Source organism: Bacillus thermozeamaize (assembly GCA_002159075.1).
Classification (GTDB): Bacteria; Bacillota; Bacilli; order ZCTH02-B2; family ZCTH02-B2; genus Bacillus_BB; species Bacillus_BB thermozeamaize.
On sequence record LZRT01000062.1, the window covers coordinates 85,144 to 102,785 of the forward strand.

Below are 17,642 nucleotides of genomic sequence, written 5' to 3' on the forward strand. Positions count from 1 at the left end.
GCGCGGGAAAATAGCGGTTTGAGCGTGAAGAAGGTGATAACATGGGTCGACTGCGTGCCAATCGTGTGGCGGAACAAATCAAAAAGGAACTGGGAGAAATTTTTCAGAAACAGTTAAAAGATCCACGGATTGGCTTTGCCACAGTGACTGACGTGGAAGTGACCGGCGATTTGCAACAGGCCACGGTTTATGTCAGCATTCTCGGCAACGAGGAGCAAAAACGGGAAACCATGGTCGGTCTTGAAAAAGCAAAGGGCTTTATTCGCACCGAGATTGGCAAGAGACTTTCGCTGCGCCATACCCCGGAGGTGATTTTCAAGCTCGATGAATCGATTGAACGTGGCACAAGGATTGCCCAGATCCTCAAACAACTCCACAATGAAGACCAATCCTGATATGATGCAGCTGTTCCGGGAGGCGGCGCGGTTTATCTCGGAGCATGACCAGTTTCTGGTCATCTCCCACCTCAGTCCGGATGGGGACGCGATCGGTTCGACACTGGCGATGGTGGGGATTCTTAAGGCGCTGAAGAAACGGTACTGTGTCGTCAATCCGGACCGCCTGCCCAAAAAGTACGGAATACTGCCCTGGGCGGACGAGATTCTTTCCAGTGAAGAAAGAGGCACGGAAGGCCCTTATCACCATGTCATTGCCCTGGATTGCGCCGATGAGAAAAGGATGGAACCATTTCCTTCCCGCTTTGCCGCCGGGGCCCGAATCCTCAATATCGACCATCACCCCACCAATACCCGGTACGGCACGGTAAATCTGGTCTTGCCGGAAGCGGCTGCCACAGCGCAGTTGGTCTACTATCTGGCTGAGACCTTGCAGGTGCCGTTGGAGGAACCCCTTGCCACCTGCCTTTACACGGGGATTTTGACTGACACGGGAGGGTTTCGCTATTCCAATACGAAAGCGGAAGTGATGCGGATTGCCAGCCGGCTTCTGGATGCGGGCGTGAACCCCGGTAAACTGGCGGAACAATTCCTGGAACGGATCAGTGAAGCGCACCTGCATGTGTTGCAAAAGGCGCTGTCCCGTCTGCAGCGGGAGATGGATGGGCGCCTGGCATGGATGTATGTGACCCAGGAGGATCTCCGTGAGGCGGGAGCGACGGAAGCGGATATGGATGGGCTGGTGCAATATCCTTTGCGTATTGAGGGAGTGGAGGTGGGGCTTTTGTTCCGGGAAATGTCACCTGCATCCTGCAAAGTCAGTTTGCGTTCGCGAGAGCGGGTCGATGTAGCCAAGATTGCGGGCCTGTTTGGAGGCGGTGGCCATGCCCGGGCCGCAGGCTGTACAGTAGAAGGACCTTTGCTTGCCGTGATGGAACAGGTGCGGGCAAGCGTGCAAAAAGAGCTGTTGGGCGGCGCATGATAAAGGGGGCCATGGCGTAATTGTCTGGAGGTTCATGGATGCGGGATGGCGGATTGGGTGATGGTTCGATGATGAACGGAATCCTTCCACTGCGGAAACCGCCTGGTTGCACCTCGCATGATCTGGTGGTCTGGGCCAGGAGACTGCTCGGTGTCAAAAAAATTGGTCACGCAGGCACCTTGGATCCGGCTGTCAGCGGCGTTTTGCCGCTGTGTATCGGGAAAGCCACCCGATTGATCGAGTACCTTCACCAACTGCCGAAGGCTTACGTTGGAGAGATGATCCTGGGAAAGTCGACTGACACACTGGATGGTGACGGTCAAGTGCTGGAAGAGGTCCCTGTGGCACAAGTGGACCGGGACCGTATCGAGCAGGCGTTCCAAAGGTTTACGGGGGAAATCGAACAGGAGCCGCCCCTTTACTCGGCGATCAAAGTCGAAGGAAAAAAACTGTACCAATATGCGAGGGAAAAAATCCCGGTTGAGGTTCCCAAACGGAAGGTGCACGTGCATGAATTGCGTTTATTGCATTTGTCCCGACAGGGAAAAGAGGTGTCCATTCAGTTCAAGGTGACTTGTTCAACAGGGACATACATACGCAGTTTGTGCCGGGATATCGGCCTTTGGTTGGGTTATCCGGCCTATATGAGCCGGCTGGTTCGGATTCAAAGCGGCCCTTTTGCCCTTGAGGATTGTGTCGAGCAAAAAGAGGTGGAGGCGGCCGCTGCCGCCGGTACGGTTGATCAGCTCCTGCGACCATTGGATGCGGCTTTGCCCCATTTACCTGCGTTAGACCTGGAGCATTCACTGGCGGCCCGGTTGAGCCGGGGGCAGGCGGTGCGCCTTGAGGCTTTCGCCTTGCCAACCGAGCAGTACCCGGAAGACACCTATCGCGTCTATGGTTTGTCGCAGGGGAAAAGACATTTTGTCGCCACGGCGAAGCTTCGTCGTGAGGAGCAATTCGTGCTGATCACTCCTGAAAAAGTGTTTCTGCCCGTTTGAAAGGAGGTGTTCGGAAGTGGCCATGACGGTGCATTATCTGGCTCACCCCCTGGAAGAGTCGAACTATCCTGAACAGGTTCTGGCCATCGGCTATTTTGACGGGGTTCACATCGGCCACCAAAGCGTGATCGGAAGCGCGATCGCATTGGCAGAAAAGCTCAGCCTTCCGGCTGGCGTGATGACCTTCCATCCCCATCCCCGGGCAGTGCTTGGAAAAGAAGGATATACCTCTTATTTGACGCCCCTCGCGGAAAAACTTAGGCAACTGGAACGGCTTGGCGTGAATCATGTCTATGTGGTCTCTTTTACGCGGGATTTTGCGGCCGTGATGCCTGAGGAATTTATCGAATCTTTTTTAATGCGTTTGCGGCCGAAAGGAGTGGTGGTCGGATTCGACTATACGTTTGGTCATCGTGCCATGGGCACGGTCAATACGCTGCGTGATCACTGCCGGGACCGTTACATTCTGCAGGTCGTAAACCCGGTTACCCTGGAAGGGGAAAAGGTAAGCAGCACCCTTGTACGGGAAATGCTTCACGAAGGGAATACCGGCCGCGCCTGCCGGCTTTTGGGCCGCCCTTACAGGATACAGGGCGAGGTGGTTCATGGAGAACACCGGGGGCGTACGATCGGGTTTCCGACGGCAAACCTGAACATGACGGAGCCTTACTTTTTGCCGAAAACAGGTGTGTATGTGGTACGCGCGGAATGCAGAGGACAGTCTTTCTATGGCGTCGCCAATCTGGGTGTCAAGCCGACATTTCATCAAGACGGCGTGGAACCTTCGATTGAGGTGCATCTGATGGATTTTTCCGGCGATCTGTATGGAGAAGCAATGGGCCTCGAGTTTTGTCACTATTTGCGGCCGGAAAGAAAGTTTCCTGACGCAGAAGCCCTGGTCCGACAGATCAAGGAGGATGTCAAGCAGGCTGAACAGTGGATTCAGTCACAAGCGCCAGCACCCGCCTGTTGCTTCAGAGGAGGGAAATAACCGGCTGTCCATCTTCCTTTTGCGTTGAATTTCCAGCTGTGATATACTTTCTTTAGCCCTCCGGCTGGAATCTTGCAGTGAAAGATTGGCTGGACGGAAGGATTCGCCTTGGCGTGGAAGACGAGTCACCGACGTCTTCTGGGCTGATGGTGTGAAGAGACAAGGAGGTGAAACCATGGCGCTGACACAAGAACGAAAGCAGGAGATCATCCAACGATTCCGGTGTCATGAAAGTGATACCGGCTCTCCGGAAGTACAGGTGGCCATTTTGACAGAGCGGATTAACGAATTGAACGAGCACCTGCGGGTCCATAAAAAGGATCATCATTCCCGCCGTGGTCTGTTGAAAATGGTTGGCCAACGCCGACGTTTGCTGAATTACTTGCGCGAGAAGGATGTTCAGCGTTACCGGAAGTTGATTGAAGAGCTTGGCTTACGTAAATAAGTCGCAAAAGGCTTCCTTCGTGGAAGCCTTTTTCAAAAGGATACATAACCTTTAACCCTCGAATTCTTCCATAAGTGGTTTGTTTCCATAGATGAAGGTTATGAAGGGAGGACACCTTTTGGAGAAAACATATCAGATGGATCTGGCAGGGCGTCCGCTCATCCTGGAAACAGGAAAACTGGCGAAACAAGCCGATGGGGCTGTTCTGGTTCGCTATGGCGAGACGGTCGTATTGGCTACGGTGACTGTATCCAAAGAACCGCGGGAACTTGATTTTTTTCCGCTGACGGTCAATTATGAGGAACGGCTATACGCGGTTGGCCGAATTCCGGGAGGATTCATCAAAAGGGAAGGCCGTCCAAGTGAAAAGGCGATCCTTTCCGGACGCCTGATTGATCGTCCCATTCGGCCTCTCTTTCCAGAAGGGTTTCGCCACGAAGTCCAAGTGGTGACAACCATTCTTTCCGTCGATCAGAACTGTTCCCCGGAAATTGCGGCCATGATCGGAACATCTGCCGCGCTGTCCATTTCCCGGATTCCCTTCAGGGGCCCTATCGGCGGCGTGATTGTCGGCCGGGTTGACGGTGAACTGGTTATCAATCCGACCGTGGAACAAGAGGAGAAAAGCGATCTTCACCTGACCGTGGCAGGGACGAAAGATGCCATCATGATGGTCGAAGCAGGTGCCGACGAGGTGCCGGAAGAGGTGATGCTGCAGGCCATCCTGTTTGGGCATCAGGCGATCAAAGGGATCATTGCGTTGATTGAAGAAATGGTACGGGAAGTTGGGCAACCCAAGCTTGAGGTGCAGGTGACCGAACCTGAACCCGAATTGGTTGAAGCTGTGGAAACATTCGCCACGGAAAAGCTGTCTGCGGCTCTCCAGATTCCCGACAAGCAGGAAAGACAGGACGCGATCGATGGCGTCATCGAAGAGACGCTTTCACACTTTGCCGAGCAATGGACGGAAGAAGAGGAACGGCTTGCCCAGGTGCGGCAGGTGGCAGATCGGCTCGTCAAGCGCAAGGTGCGAGAAATGATTTTGGAAGGCAGGCGCCCGGATGGACGAGCACCTGATGAAATTCGTCCCATTTCCTGTGAGGTGGGCATTCTGCCGCGAACGCATGGTTCTGGTCTTTTTACCCGCGGCCAGACGCAAACCCTGAGCGTATGCACCTTGGGGGCGCTCGGCGATGTACAGATCCTGGATGGCTTGGGCCTGGAAGAAAGCAAGCGATTCATGCATCATTATAACTTCCCTCCATACAGTGTTGGCGAAGCCCGGCCGATTCGCGGGCCAGGACGGCGCGAGATCGGACATGGAGCGTTGGGAGAAAGGGCACTGTTGCCTGTCATTCCGCCAGAAAGTGAGTTTCCGTACACGATTCGCCTCGTCTCTGAAGTGCTGGAGTCCAATGGTTCCACATCCCAAGCCAGCATCTGCGGTAGCACACTGGCGCTGATGGATGCAGGCGTGCCGATCAAGGCTCCGGTGGCCGGAATCGCCATGGGATTGGTCAAGGAAGGCGATCAGGTCGTCATCTTGTCTGACATCCAGGGGATGGAAGATCACCTGGGGGATATGGATTTTAAAGTGGCCGGCACAGCCAAAGGAGTTACGGCGCTCCAGATGGATATCAAGATTGACGGCATTGACGAGTCGATTCTCAAACGAGCCTTGGAACAGGCGCGACGCGGACGGCTCTATATTTTGGATAAGATGCTTGAAGTGATTTCCGAGCCGCGCAAACAATTGTCCCGATATGCACCCAAAATCATCACCTTGCAGATCCATCCTGATAAGATCAGGGACGTGATTGGACCGAGCGGGCGCGTGATCAACCAAATCATCAGCGAAACCGGGGTTAAAATCGACATCGAACAAGACGGGCGCATCTACATCGCATCGCCGGATGAAGAAATGAATGAAAAAGCGAAGAAGAAAATCGAAGATATTGTCCGGGATGTGGTCGTAGGGGATGTCTATCAAGGAAAGGTGAAACGCATCGAAAAATTTGGCGCGTTCGTCGAAATCCTTCCCGGAAAAGAAGGTCTGGTCCACATCTCCCAGCTGGCCAATGAGCGGGTGGACAAGGTGGAGAGCGTGGTACATATTGGTGACACGATTTTGGTCAAGGTGACGGAAATTGACAGCCAAGGCCGGATAAACCTCTCCCGCAAGGCTCTCCTGAAGAAGGAAAAGCCGCAAAAAGCCTGAGTGCGTCCCAACACTCGGGGAAAAAAGAGTCAGAGCTGTTCTGTCTCTTTTTTTATTTTTGCGACATAGCCCGTCTCATCGCCGCATAGGATGGAGATGAACGGGAGGGTGCACGGTGAGGATGAACCGATCGTTGTGGGCAGCCTTTTTATTTGCGGGATTGCTGCTCCTTTTTGTCATTCCTTTTCTGAAGCCGGTTCATGTCTATTTGCAGTCGATGAAAGCAACCGCTCTGTCCGGGGAACACAACCATGCCGAGTGGAAAAACGACCCGTTATGGGTGCAGATTCAATCGCTGGCGGAGCGGGTGGATCAGCCGGCGGAAAATGCGCGCATCGATCCGGTTTGGAAAGCGATCCCAGGGTACAATGGTCTTGTGGTGGATCGCGAAGTCACTTATCAACTGGCCAAGAGCCGATCAAGTCAGCCGATTCAGCTCATTTATCAAGAGTTGCCGCCGCAAATTGATCTGAAGCAATTGCCGCCTGCACCGATTTATCGGGGAAATCCGCAGAAGCCCATGGTTGGCCTGATGATCAATGTCGCCTGGGGGGAGGAACACCTTCCGGCAATGCTGGAGATTCTGCGGGAAGAACAGGTGAAAGCCACCTTTTTTCTGGATGGATCCTGGGCAAAGAAAAATCCGGAATGGGTAAAGGCGATTGACCAACAGGGCCATGAAATCGGAAATCATGCCTATTCGCATCCAGCGATGAGCAAATTAAACGAATCAGAGATGGAGCGGCAAATCAGTCAGACCAATCAGGTCATTGAACAGGTGATTGGAAACAAGCCGCGATATTTTGCGCCTCCTTCCGGAGATTTCAATCAACAAGTGGTTGAAGTGGCCCATCGGCAAGGGATGCTGACCATCCTCTGGACCCTGGATACCGTGGATTGGAAGAAACCTGCACCGGAACTCATATTAAAACGGATTGTTCCTGAGGTTTCCAATGGAAATCTTATCCTGATGCATCCTACCTCACCGACGGTGCAGGCGCTCAAGCCGATGATCCGCCAGATTCGGTCCAAAAAACTCTTGCTCGGTACTGTTTCAGACGTTTTGTCTCCAGCACGGGTGGATGTTGTGAGACTGCCGGAATTCTGATATAGTGATACCGTGGATTCGCCGTGTTTATCGAAGAATGGGAGGATGCCTGATGATTTATCGGCATGTCCTGAAAAATGGCCTGCGGGTGGTGATTGAGGAGCTGGCCTCAGTCCGATCCGTCTCCATTGGTGTATGGGTAGGTGCTGGTTCCCGTTACGAGTCGATCGAAATTAATGGCATTTCTCATTTGATTGAACATATGTTGTTTAAAGGCACAAAGCACCATACGGCGCGGCAGCTTGCGGAAAAATTTGACAGTATCGGCGGGCAGGTCAACGCCTTTACCTCGAAAGAATATACCTGTTATTACGCCAAGGTGCTGGACGAACATTTTCCGTATGCGCTTGAACTGCTTGCGGACATGTATTTTCATTCACTCTTTGAACCGCAAGAACTTGAGAAAGAAAAAAAGGTCATTCTCGAAGAGATTAAAATGTACGAAGATACCCCGGATGAGTTGGTCCATGAACTTCTGGCGAAGGCGGCCTTTGCGGAACACCCGCTCGGCGCTTCAGTGGCCGGAACCAAAGAGGCTTTGGGGGGACTGACGAGGGATGACCTCCTGCAGTACATGCGTCAAGCCTATACGCCGGACAACACGGTGATTGCGATTGCCGGCCATGTGCGGCCTGACGCCCTTGAGCTGGTGGAACAAGCTTTTTCCCAATTCACCTCAACGATACATACGCTGCCCGATCAGAAAGCAGACTTTCACCACAGGTCGATCTTTTACCCGAAGGAAACGGAGCAGGTTCATCTTTGCCTTGGTTTTCCCGGATTGTCATTTAAGGATGAGCGCCTCTATTCGCTCGTTGCCCTAAACAACATTCTCGGAGGAAGCATGAGTTCGCGGTTGTTTCAACAGATCCGCGAAGATTGCGGCCTCGCTTATTCTGTTTACTCCTATCATTCCTCTTTTAAACAGGAAGGAATTTTTGCCATTTACACCGGGACGGCGCCAGAACACGTCGAGACGGTGCTCAAATTGACATTAGACATCATCCAGCAGATACGCAGCAACGGAATCACGGAAGAGGAGTTGAGAAAAGCGCGCGAGCAGATAAAGGGCAGCCTGATGCTCAGCCTCGAAAGCACCAATAGCCGGATGAGCCGTCTGGGGAGAAATGAATTGCTTTTGGGGAAACACTGGTCATTGGATGAACTGCTGGCGCAACTCAACCGCGTCACCCTTGAGGAAGTACATGAGGTGGCACAGGCCATTTTTTGCGACCCGCCTGCCGTAGCGACTGTCGGCGAAGATGAACAATTGGCAAAGTTGAGGCGGGCTTTAGGAACGTAAGAACAGCCGAAAAGCCTCATGAGTTGCCTCGAGGCGCTCACGTCTAGCAGAACAACAATGGAGGGGACATTACTTGATCGAGATACGGGTTCAACGTCTTCCTGGCAGCGAAGATTTGCCGCTTCCAACAAAAATGTCTGCTGAAGCCAGCGGATATGATCTTCACGCCGCTGTCCAAGAACCAGTGACGCTGATGCCTGGACAGCGTACCCTGATACCGACGGGATTGAAAATCGAGTTGCCCAAAGGATATGAGGCGCAAATCCGCCCGCGAAGCGGCCTTGCTCTTCGGCACGGGTTGACCGTTTTGAATGCGCCCGGGACCATTGATGCGGATTATCGGGGTGAAATCGGCGTGATTCTCATCAATCTCGGGCAGGAACCGGTTGTCATCAGGCGTGGGGACAGGATTGCCCAAATGGTCATTCAACAGGTAACAGATGCCAGCTGGCGGGTGGTCGAAGAATTGGCGACGACGGAACGCGGAAGCGGTGGCTTTGGACATTCAGGAGTTTGAGGATGGCGTGCATGAGCGATAATCATCAACCTACACAAGAACCGTTGTCGGGCAAACAATTGCTGCAAGAAATCGAACGCCTTCGGATCCGGCTGTACAAGCAAGTTGACCAAGACCCTTCCGCATTTTCCGATCCCCAGATTCTCAAGCTCAGCCAGCGTCTGGATGAATTGATCACCCTTTATGTCCAAAATCAATCGCGCAACCGCCGCTAAGCAAGATACCCTGACAAACCGTTTGTCAGGCTGTTTTTTTGTCGAGTACGGCAGCGCATGAGGCATCTTTTCGCGCTCCCATTTCAGTAGACGGGGCGGTTCCTGATGCATTATCCTAGAGAAAGTGCGAAGTCAGAGCAAAAAGGGGAAATGATCAAACGTGTCCGCAGCAAAGGTATCCAACACCGGATTGTTCCGCAACCGCTTCGTGCAGGTGATCTTGTTGTCTGCTCTGTTATTGCAAATCGGCATATGGGTGCGCAATTTTGCGGTTTTGCTTTATGTGATGGAAATGACTGGCGAAGACCCGTTCGCCGTTTCGATGATATCGGTCGCGGAATTCGCGCCGATCTTCCTTTTTTCATTTATTGGCGGAACATTTGCCGACCGGTGGCGACCGAAGCGGACGATGATCGGATGCGATCTGTTGAGCGCTGTTTCCGTCTTTGCAGTGCTTGCCGCGCTCGTGTTGGCCTCTTGGAAAGCGGTCTTTTTGGCCATGCTCGTTTCGTCGATTTTGTCGCAGTTCTCCCAACCGTCCGGGATGAAGCTGTTTAAGATGCATGTGCCGGCCGAGCTGATTCCGTTGGGCATGTCCATTTACCAGACGATGTTTGCCGTGTTTATGATCCTCGGTCCGGTTATGGGGACGTTTGTTTATCAGACGTATGGCATTCAGATTGCCATCGCCATCATGGGAGTTGCTTTTTTGCTGTCGGCCGGTGTGCTGATGTTCCTTCCGCCGGACAAAGCGGAAGAGGCGACCAAAAAGCCACAGGCCTTGCGCGAAGACATCGTCCAAGGATTCCGCTATGTGATGGGGCATAAAGTGTTCGTGACGCTCGGCGCTTGCTTTTTGATCGTCGGATTTGCGATCGGCATGATCCATCCGCTGGGCATTTTTATTGTCACCGAGCGGCTTGGGATGGACAAAGAAATGCTGCAGTGGCTCATAGCCGCCAACGGCATGGCGATGATCCTCGGGGGTGGATTAACGATGGTCCTTTCCAAGAAAGCGTCCCCCCAATTCCTGTTGCTGGTTGGCTGCCTTCTGAGCGCGGCCGGAGTACTGATTGTCGGTTTGTCCACCCAGCTCTGGCTGACATTGGCGGGCCAGTTCATTTCCGGATTGGCGATACCTGCCATTCATATCGGTATCAATGCACTTATTTTGACACATGCGGCAACGTCGTTCGTCGGCCGTGTCAACGGCATTTTAAATCCGCTGTTTATCGGCGCGATGGTCGTTACCATGAGTCTTGCAGGATTGCTGAAAAAAGTGTGGTCGCTCGTCGTAGTCTATGAATTGGCTGCCGTATTGTTGATCGTCGGGGCAGTTGTCATTCTGCCGCTGCTCCGGTTTCCGGAAACCCGCAACGAAGAATCGAAACCAGCGGCACTGTAGCTTGCGAGGAGGTGGGTTCGTGGGGTTATCCCTGAAAAGGCTGGCTGCGTATTGGATAGATTTTATGCTTGTAGCTTCTATCCTTATTGCTTTTCAGCTGTTGATTTATTTCATTACCTCAGGCATTCCTTTTAAGTATTTGGACAGAGGATATGAAATCGAAATCTGGGTCCTGTTGACGATGTCTTTGCCGACATGGCTGTATTTTATATTGTTCGAGCGCTTTTCACAGAAAACGATCGGAAAGCGTTTATTGAGACTGAAGGTCAAGAATGAAGAAGGAACAGCCATCCATTTCAAACAAGCACTATTAAGAACATGTATAAAGCTGTTGCCTTGGGAATTGACGCATCTGATGATACTTGTTCCGGATCCATGGTGGAGTATAGAGAAACCTGGAAATGTGTTTTTAATATATATACCGAATCTAATCATGTTCCTATATATCCTTGTCTTGTTTCTGAATGGAGGAGTGAAGGGAGTTCATGATTATCTCGCCCGAACACAAGTATCGCGACTATAAACCTATTACTTTCTTAATGTTCATTTTAATTTTAATAGTCAATCCATCGATTGTGGACGGATATATTGCAATTGAAATTAAATGAAACCACATGTTATGGACAACTTGTGCAACTTCATTATGTGGCCGAAAAATAAGAAAACATGAAAGGCAAAAAACGATGGTTAAGTCATAAACCTTTAAGACAGATTTCTTTCTTGTTTGTCTTTCAATCGCTTTTCTAATATGTGAATCATGAAGAGGAAATGTTCGGCCTCACGTACCACGTGGTCTGCCAGCAGCGGGTTAATCACATTTCGTATTTGACAGGTTTTTATCAGTTCAAGTCCAGCTTTCTTGAAATCTCTTAATTCCTCGGTTGCATTTTTACTATCTTGGTTCATTTTTCTGATGATAGGATAGGTTGATTTTTTATGATACAACATGGATTCAACATCTCGCGCCTGGTTGAGGAGGATCTCGAAGTCATCACCAAACTTTCGTGCAGTCGCGATCAGATTTCTTTCAGACGGGTCCAACAATGCGGAAATGAATCGAGAATGTTCCATCATGACACGAAGCCAGAACACGTTTTCATGAATAATTGCATCTTGGATGGGTTCCAGAATTCCTAGATTGAATTTGTGGAGGGTGTTCATAAAATATTCGGCTTCACGCGCGATATGATCAACCAATAGTGGAAAATTGAATCCACGAATCTTGCAGTTGATAATAAGTATCAAAAGGTTTCTTTTGAAATTTCTGAACCCATATACAAGTTGAATGCTGTCCTCATTCAATTTTCTTACAGCCCCGACAGATGGCGGGGTTTGATGTGCCCGTTTTTCTTGCTGCTCAAAATAGTGATAAAAGCGGTTGGTTTGTTGGATCAAATTTTTATCATTGCGATCCATTCCTTCACCGAGAAACAGTGCATGTTCTTTCATGATGCGAAGCCAAAACCGATTTTCTGCAAGGGATCGTTCAATAAACATTTTTTCTGAGAGCGGTTCTGGCAAGTCAGCAAATTGTTCTGGCGGGTAAAGCATCGATAGGCTTGAATCCCCGGCAAAATGTCCCGGTAGATGGGGTTGAGTCCACATATCGTTTCTCCTTTCAATTGGAATAGGCTAATGGATCATATGTAGGATGTATGCAACTGGTGCATTACTCGTAAAAGAAGAACAATAGGAATAGTACAGGCCGTGCCGGAATAGCTAAGAAATGAGAAGAAACCTGTCTTACTTTTGGGAGGGTTTGCGATGCGTTTAAGCCAATTGTTGAACAAGGACCTGGTGGCCATCGATCAGGGCAAACGGATCGGATCGATGAGCGGTATGGAAATGTACTTTGACCCGGAGACGGGCGAAATTGATTCCTTTGTGATCAGCAATCGCGGCCCTATTCCTTTTTTTCAAAGGAAGAAAGCGGAGGAATGGCATATACCGTGGAAAGCAATCAAAAAAATCGGACCCGATATGATTCTCTTTGAAATCCATACTCAAACCAAACATCAAGCGGATGATCTTGAAACGGTGAACAGATGCACCTTCACCCAAGTAGATGAATAGGTTAAGTTAGCACAACGATTCCCGGGGAACGGAGAAGTCGCTTTGCATTTTTCTAGAATTCTAGTAGAATGGTTTGAAAGGGGTAGCCTGATGCTGACAGGAGTTCATATCGCCTTTATTGGCGGTGATGCCCGTCAACTCGAAGTGATACAAGCATGCACAGAGCTGGATGCTACCATCACGTTAATCGGTTTTGAAAATTTGCAAAGCGAATTTCCCGGTGCCCATAAGCAACCTTTTCTCCCTGAGACCTTGAATTCGGTGGATGCGGTTGTTTTGCCCATCGTCAGCTGTGATGAACAGGGCAGGGTGGAGAGCATCTTTACGCACCGGACATTGGTCATTACAGATGCGCACATGCAAGCACTTTCCAAAAAGGCAAAAATATACACAGGAATTGCGAAGCCTTATTTACGCCAATTGTGCGAAAAATATTCGGTGCCTTTGGAAGAGTTGTTGAATCGGGATGAAGTGGCCATCTACAACTCCATTCCGACGGCTGAAGGCGCCTTGATGATGGCGATGCAAAATACAGATTTTACGATTCATGGAGCGAAAACAGCCGTGTTGGGGTTTGGACGTACAGGGATGACCTTGGCACGAGTGTTGAAAGGGATCGGCGCGGCCGTCAGGGTGGGGGTGCATCGCCCAGATCATTTTGCGCGTGCCTTTGAACAGGGACTTGATCCTTTTTACACCGAACATCTCAAAGAATTGGCACCAGGCTTTGAGCTGGTATTCAATACGGTTCCGCAATTGATTCTGACCCCATCTGTACTGGCCAATTTCCCCTCGGGAGCTGTGATCATCGACCTTGCCTCTGCTCCAGGAGGGACCGATTTTCGCTTTGCTGAAAAGAGAGGGTTAAAAGCTCTACTGGCTCCTAGTTTGCCCGGAATCGTTGCGCCAAAGACGGCCGGCCGGATTATCGCCAGGACATTGATACGGCTGGTGGTCGAACAGACGGGAAAACAGGAGGATTGAGCAGATGGAATTGACGGGGAAGACCGTCGGCATCGGTTTGTCAGCTTCCCATTGCACGTACAATGAGGTGTTTCCACAGATAGAACGTTTGGTTCAAGAGGGGGTTTCTGTCGTTCCGATCGTATCCTATTCGATGCAGACGACAGATACCAAGTTTGGCCGGGCGGAAGACTGGCTGAATCGCCTGCGTCAAATCACAGGAAATGAGTTGATTACCAATGTGGTGGAAGCAGAGCCGTTAGGTCCGGGCAAGACATTGGATGTGATGGTTATTGCCCCGTGCACCGGCAACACGTTGAGCAAATTGGCCAATGCGATCACGGATAGTCCTGTGTTGATGGCCGCGAAGGCCACGCTTCGCAACCGCCGGCCCGTGGTCGTCGCCATTTCGACCAATGACGCGCTTGGCCTGAACGCACATAATCTGGCTAAACTCCTCACGGCCAAACACATCTACTTCGTCCCGTTTGGGCAGGATTCCCCGGAGCAAAAACCCACCTCCCTTGTTGCCAGGATGGACTTGATCAAGGCCACTTGTGAAGCAGCCTTGGATGGCAGACAATTGCAACCCATGTTGATTGAACGTTTTCGTGATACGTAGAAAGGAGCAGCAGCATGCGTCAATATCGAGTCGCAGTTGTGGGCGCAACCGGCGCAGTAGGAACCAAAATCGTGGAGTTGTTGGAGGACAGCCCGCTTCAAGTATCGGAATTAAGGCTCCTGGCTTCAAAGCGCAGTGTTGGACAAAGACGTGCTTTCCGCGGCCAGGAGATTGAGGTCCGGGAGGCTGTTCCCGAACAGTTTGAGGGTGTGGATATTGCCTTTTTCAGTGCGGGTGGTTCTGTAAGCAAGGTGTTGGTGCCAGAAGCTGTAAAGCGAGGGGCAGTCGTCATTGACAACACGAGCGCGTTTCGGATGGAAGAAGAGGTTCCTCTGGTCGTCCCCGAGGTGAACATGGCCGACACATACCAACACAAAGGAATCATCGCCAATCCGAACTGTTCCACCATTCAAATGGTAACTGCCCTGAAGCCCCTGTATGACCGTTATGGGATTGAAAAAATCATCGTTTCCACGTATCAGGCAGTCTCCGGGGCTGGACAACAGGCGATCAACGAGCTTCACGAGCAGAGCGCACAGGTGTTGAAGGGCGAGGCCGTCGAACCGCGCGTTTTGCCGGTGAAGTCCCTGGCCAGGCATCACCAGATCGCCTTTAACGCGATTCCGCAGATTGACGTGTTTCAGGACAACGGGTTTACGATGGAAGAAATGAAGATGGTTCGGGAGACGCAGAAGATTTTCCATGCGCCCGATTTGGCGGTGACGGCCACATGTGTCCGGGTTCCGGTGTTCAACGGCCATTCGGAGTCGGTATATGTGGAATTGGGGGCCGATTTTACAATCGAGGAGGTCCGGCAGCTCCTTTCACAGGCTTCAGGCGTCGTGGTTGTGGATGAACCGGAGAACCAAGCTTATCCGATGGCGGTTATGGCCAGCGGGAGAAAAGAAGTGTTTGTCGGACGGATACGCAAAGACCTTTACCATCCGCGCGGCCTCAATTTGTGGATCGTCTCAGACAACCTGTTAAAAGGCGCGGCTTGGAATGCGGTACAAATTGCGGAACAACTTTTTGCGAACCATCGTTCATCCTGACAGATGCTGCAAATGCCGGTAAAGTGCCGATGGCACCGTTGACGGCAGGAAAGACGGATGGGAGTATCTCGATGGGAGTATTTCAATGAAAATTGTTGTCAAAAAGTTTGGCGGCTCATCCCTCTCTACCCAGGGCCAGCGGTTGAAAGCCGTTCAGCATGTCGAGTTTCAACTGGCGCAGGGGTACAGCGTGGTGGTTGTCGTCTCGGCGATGGGGCGAAAAGGTGATCCCTATGCGACGGACTCACTGCTGGCGCTGGTTGATGAAAACGGCAGAAATCTGGGGGCCCGGGAGAAGGATTTGCTCTTGTCATGCGGGGAAATCATTTCGGCTGCTGTCATGGCCTCCCTGTTGACCTCCCGCGGACATCAGGTCACTGTTTTGACAGGCGGGCAAGCCGGCATCTATACCGATCAGCAGTTTGGAGACGCGCAGATCATCCGCGTCGAACCGGCCCGGGTTCTCCATGCGCTCGAAGAAGGAAAGCTGGTGATTGTTCCCGGTTTCCAGGGAAGGAGTTTGGATGGCGAGATCACCACATTGGGCAGGGGCGGCAGTGACACCTCCGCTGTTGCGCTTGGCGCTGCCTTGCATGCGGAATGGGTGGATATTTACACCGATGTGGAAGGAATCATGACAGCCGATCCGAGACTCGTCGCTGAAGCCCGACTGTTGGATCACGTGACCTATGCGGAAATGGCCAATCTGGCCTACCAGGGAGCCAAGGTGATCCATCCGCGGGCGGTGGAGATTGCGAGGCAGGCAGGATTGCCCGTTCGTGTCAAGGCCAACGGCTCGGACCATCCGGGGACCCTGATCTCCCATCTTCCTGCCAATGCTCCCCGGGCGATTCGCGATCAGCCCGTTATGGGGATTGCCCATGTTCCGGCATTGACCCAAATCAAAGTGAATGCAGACCGTTATTCGTACCAGCAACAATACGATCTGCAATTAAAGGTCTTCCAAGCCATGGCAGAACATCGGATTAGCGTTGATTTCATCAATGTGAGCCCGAATCAGATCGCCTATACGGTTTCTGATCGGCAAGCTCAGGAGGCCGTCGATCTGATACGCCAAATGGGTTATGATTTGGATGTGACCTCTCATTGCGCCAAAGTGTCAGCGGTCGGCGCCGGCATGGCGGGACGGCCTGGTGTGATGGCGGCGATTGTTGAAGCGCTCACATCAGAAGGGATACAAATTCTCCAATCCGCCGATTCCCATGCGACCATTTGGATCTTGGTGAAGGAAAAGGACATGATCCGTGCGGTTCGGGCGCTGCACCGGAAGTTCGGGCTGGACGCAAACGCCAAGGAGGAGAAGAGAAGATGAAGTTTGGCCGAGTCATCACAGCGATGATCACACCTTTTGACGAGCGAGGGCAGGTAGATTGGGAGGCTTGCGGAGCACTCATCGATCACTTGGTCAACCATGGGACGGATGATCTTGTGGTGGCGGGCACCACAGGAGAATCTCCCACATTGACGGATGAAGAAAAACTGGAGTTGTTTCGCTTTGCCGTTCAAAAGATGCGTGGACGGGGCCAGGTGATTGCAGGCGTTGGGGGAAACAACACGGAAAAGACGATCTGGCTCAGCCGGGAAGCCCAAAAGTGTGGCGTGCATGCACTGATGCTGGTTCTGCCCTATTACAACCGGCCGTCACAGGAAGGGCTGTATCAACATTTCAAGGCGATCGCCGGCAAGGTGGATCTGCCGATCATGTTGTACAATATTCCCGGCCGCACTGCCGTCAACCTGACGCCTGAGACGCTGAAACGCCTGGCAGAAATCGACAATATCGTGGCAATTAAGGAAGCCAGCGGCGATCTGACGCAAATGACGCGGATGATCGCGGTGACGCATGGCGATATCGCGTTGTACAGCGGAGATGACAAATTGACCTTGCCTGTCCTTTCCATCGGCGGCAAAGGAGTGGTCAGCGTGGCAAGCCATGTCGTGGGCAGGCAGATGCAACAGATGATCGACCATTTTGCGGCAGGCAGAGTTTCGGAAGCGGCACGGCTTCACCAACATCTGTTGGAGCTGTTTGAAGTGCTGTTTATCACAAACAGTCCTGCGCCACTGAAGTTTCTTCTGAATCATTTGGGGATCAAGGCAGGGCCGGTTCGCCTGCCCTTGGCGGAGGTTTCCCAGTCGGAGGCCGAAACGATATTGCGCGTCTATCAGGCCACTGTCAATAACGAAGCTTAAAACCGCTCCTGTCAGGGGCGGTTTTTTTGTGGTGCGCCCGGCATGGGTGTGGTCTATAGGGTGAAAGTCCCGAGCGGGGGCTGGCGAGCGCCTACCGTTAGCCGAGAGCAAGGGTGTCCATCGCGAGGTGGAATCTGA

General features: G+C 51.8%; 19 protein-coding genes. 18 read left to right on the plus strand and 1 reads right to left on the minus strand.

All coding sequences use genetic code 11. From position 1 onward, the window contains the following. The first annotated feature begins 41 nt into the window (after window positions 1–41). The 12 genes from BAA01_08405 to BAA01_08460 all read left to right on the plus strand — a co-directional run bounded on the left by BAA01_08405 (window position 42) and on the right by BAA01_08460 (window position 11,103). Window positions 42–395, plus strand: a complete 354-nt coding sequence (locus BAA01_08405) for a ribosome-binding factor A (GenBank protein ID OUM88382.1) — start codon at window positions 42–44, stop codon at window positions 393–395. Beyond that, window positions 379–1,377: a hypothetical protein gene (locus tag BAA01_08410; GenBank protein OUM88383.1), complete on the plus strand. Its 999-nt coding sequence runs from the start codon at window positions 379–381 to the stop codon at window positions 1,375–1,377. Before BAA01_08405 ends, BAA01_08410 begins: the two co-directional genes overlap by 17 nt. A 68-nt stretch (window positions 1,378–1,445) precedes the next feature. Further along, window positions 1,446–2,378 (plus strand): tRNA pseudouridine(55) synthase TruB, encoded by a 933-nt coding sequence (locus tag BAA01_08415; GenBank protein OUM88408.1) that lies wholly within the window; start codon window positions 1,446–1,448, stop codon window positions 2,376–2,378. Between the two features lie 22 nt (window positions 2,379–2,400). Next, on the plus strand, window positions 2,401–3,369 hold the full coding sequence (locus tag BAA01_08420; GenBank protein ID OUM88409.1) for a riboflavin biosynthesis protein RibF: 969 nt from the start codon (window positions 2,401–2,403) through the stop codon (window positions 3,367–3,369). 175 nt (window positions 3,370–3,544) lie between these two features. Then, window positions 3,545–3,814, plus strand: a complete 270-nt coding sequence (locus BAA01_08425; GenBank protein ID OUM88384.1) for a 30S ribosomal protein S15 — start codon at window positions 3,545–3,547, stop codon at window positions 3,812–3,814. Between the two features lie 118 nt (window positions 3,815–3,932). Further along, entirely contained in the window at window positions 3,933–6,032 is a 2,100-nt protein-coding gene (locus BAA01_08430; protein OUM88385.1) for a polyribonucleotide nucleotidyltransferase, read from the plus strand. A gap of 121 nt (window positions 6,033–6,153) precedes the next feature. Next, a complete protein-coding gene (locus BAA01_08435; protein ID OUM88386.1) occupies window positions 6,154–7,140 on the plus strand; it encodes a hypothetical protein in 987 nt (328 codons plus the stop codon). Between the two features lie 52 nt (window positions 7,141–7,192). Further along, window positions 7,193–8,443: a zinc protease gene (locus BAA01_08440; protein OUM88387.1), complete on the plus strand. Its 1,251-nt coding sequence runs from the start codon at window positions 7,193–7,195 to the stop codon at window positions 8,441–8,443. A gap of 73 nt (window positions 8,444–8,516) precedes the next feature. Beyond that, window positions 8,517–8,960, plus strand: a complete 444-nt coding sequence (locus tag BAA01_08445) for a deoxyuridine 5'-triphosphate nucleotidohydrolase (GenBank protein OUM88388.1) — start codon at window positions 8,517–8,519, stop codon at window positions 8,958–8,960. Between the two features lie 2 nt (window positions 8,961–8,962). Further along, window positions 8,963–9,175 carry a hypothetical protein gene (locus tag BAA01_08450; GenBank protein ID OUM88389.1) on the plus strand — a complete coding sequence of 71 codons (213 nt, stop codon included), beginning with the start codon at window positions 8,963–8,965 and terminating at the stop codon, window positions 9,173–9,175. 160 nt (window positions 9,176–9,335) lie between these two features. Further along, window positions 9,336–10,580, plus strand: a complete 1,245-nt coding sequence (locus BAA01_08455; protein ID OUM88390.1) for an MFS transporter — start codon at window positions 9,336–9,338, stop codon at window positions 10,578–10,580. 19 nt (window positions 10,581–10,599) lie between these two features. Next, window positions 10,600–11,103 (plus strand): hypothetical protein, encoded by a 504-nt coding sequence (locus BAA01_08460; protein OUM88391.1) that lies wholly within the window; start codon window positions 10,600–10,602, stop codon window positions 11,101–11,103. Between the two features lie 179 nt (window positions 11,104–11,282). On the opposite strand, the gene BAA01_08465 is transcribed toward BAA01_08460, so the two are convergent. Beyond that, entirely contained in the window at window positions 11,283–12,185 is a 903-nt protein-coding gene (locus BAA01_08465; protein OUM88392.1) for a hypothetical protein, read from the minus strand. A 159-nt stretch (window positions 12,186–12,344) separates the two neighbouring features. On the opposite strand from BAA01_08465, the gene BAA01_08470 reads away from it, so the two are divergent. The 6 genes from BAA01_08470 (at window position 12,345) to BAA01_08495 (ending at window position 17,504) form a co-directional block, all read left to right on the plus strand. Next, window positions 12,345–12,653, plus strand: coding sequence for a hypothetical protein (locus tag BAA01_08470; protein ID OUM88393.1), 309 nt, complete (start codon window positions 12,345–12,347; stop codon window positions 12,651–12,653). Between the two features lie 90 nt (window positions 12,654–12,743). Further along, window positions 12,744–13,637, plus strand: coding sequence for a dipicolinic acid synthetase subunit A (locus BAA01_08475; protein OUM88394.1), 894 nt, complete (start codon window positions 12,744–12,746; stop codon window positions 13,635–13,637). A 4-nt stretch (window positions 13,638–13,641) separates the two neighbouring features. Continuing rightward, window positions 13,642–14,238, plus strand: a complete 597-nt coding sequence (locus BAA01_08480; GenBank protein OUM88395.1) for a dipicolinate synthase subunit B — start codon at window positions 13,642–13,644, stop codon at window positions 14,236–14,238. A 14-nt stretch (window positions 14,239–14,252) separates the two neighbouring features. Continuing rightward, entirely contained in the window at window positions 14,253–15,290 is a 1,038-nt protein-coding gene (locus tag BAA01_08485) for an aspartate-semialdehyde dehydrogenase (GenBank protein ID OUM88396.1), read from the plus strand. Between the two features lie 85 nt (window positions 15,291–15,375). After that, window positions 15,376–16,623 carry an aspartate kinase gene (locus BAA01_08490; protein OUM88397.1) on the plus strand — a complete coding sequence of 416 codons (1,248 nt, stop codon included), beginning with the start codon at window positions 15,376–15,378 and terminating at the stop codon, window positions 16,621–16,623. Then, window positions 16,620–17,504: a 4-hydroxy-tetrahydrodipicolinate synthase gene (locus tag BAA01_08495; GenBank protein ID OUM88398.1), complete on the plus strand. Its 885-nt coding sequence runs from the start codon at window positions 16,620–16,622 to the stop codon at window positions 17,502–17,504. The genes BAA01_08490 and BAA01_08495 overlap by 4 nt, the downstream gene beginning before the upstream one ends. The last annotated feature ends 138 nt before the right edge of the window (window positions 17,505–17,642 follow it).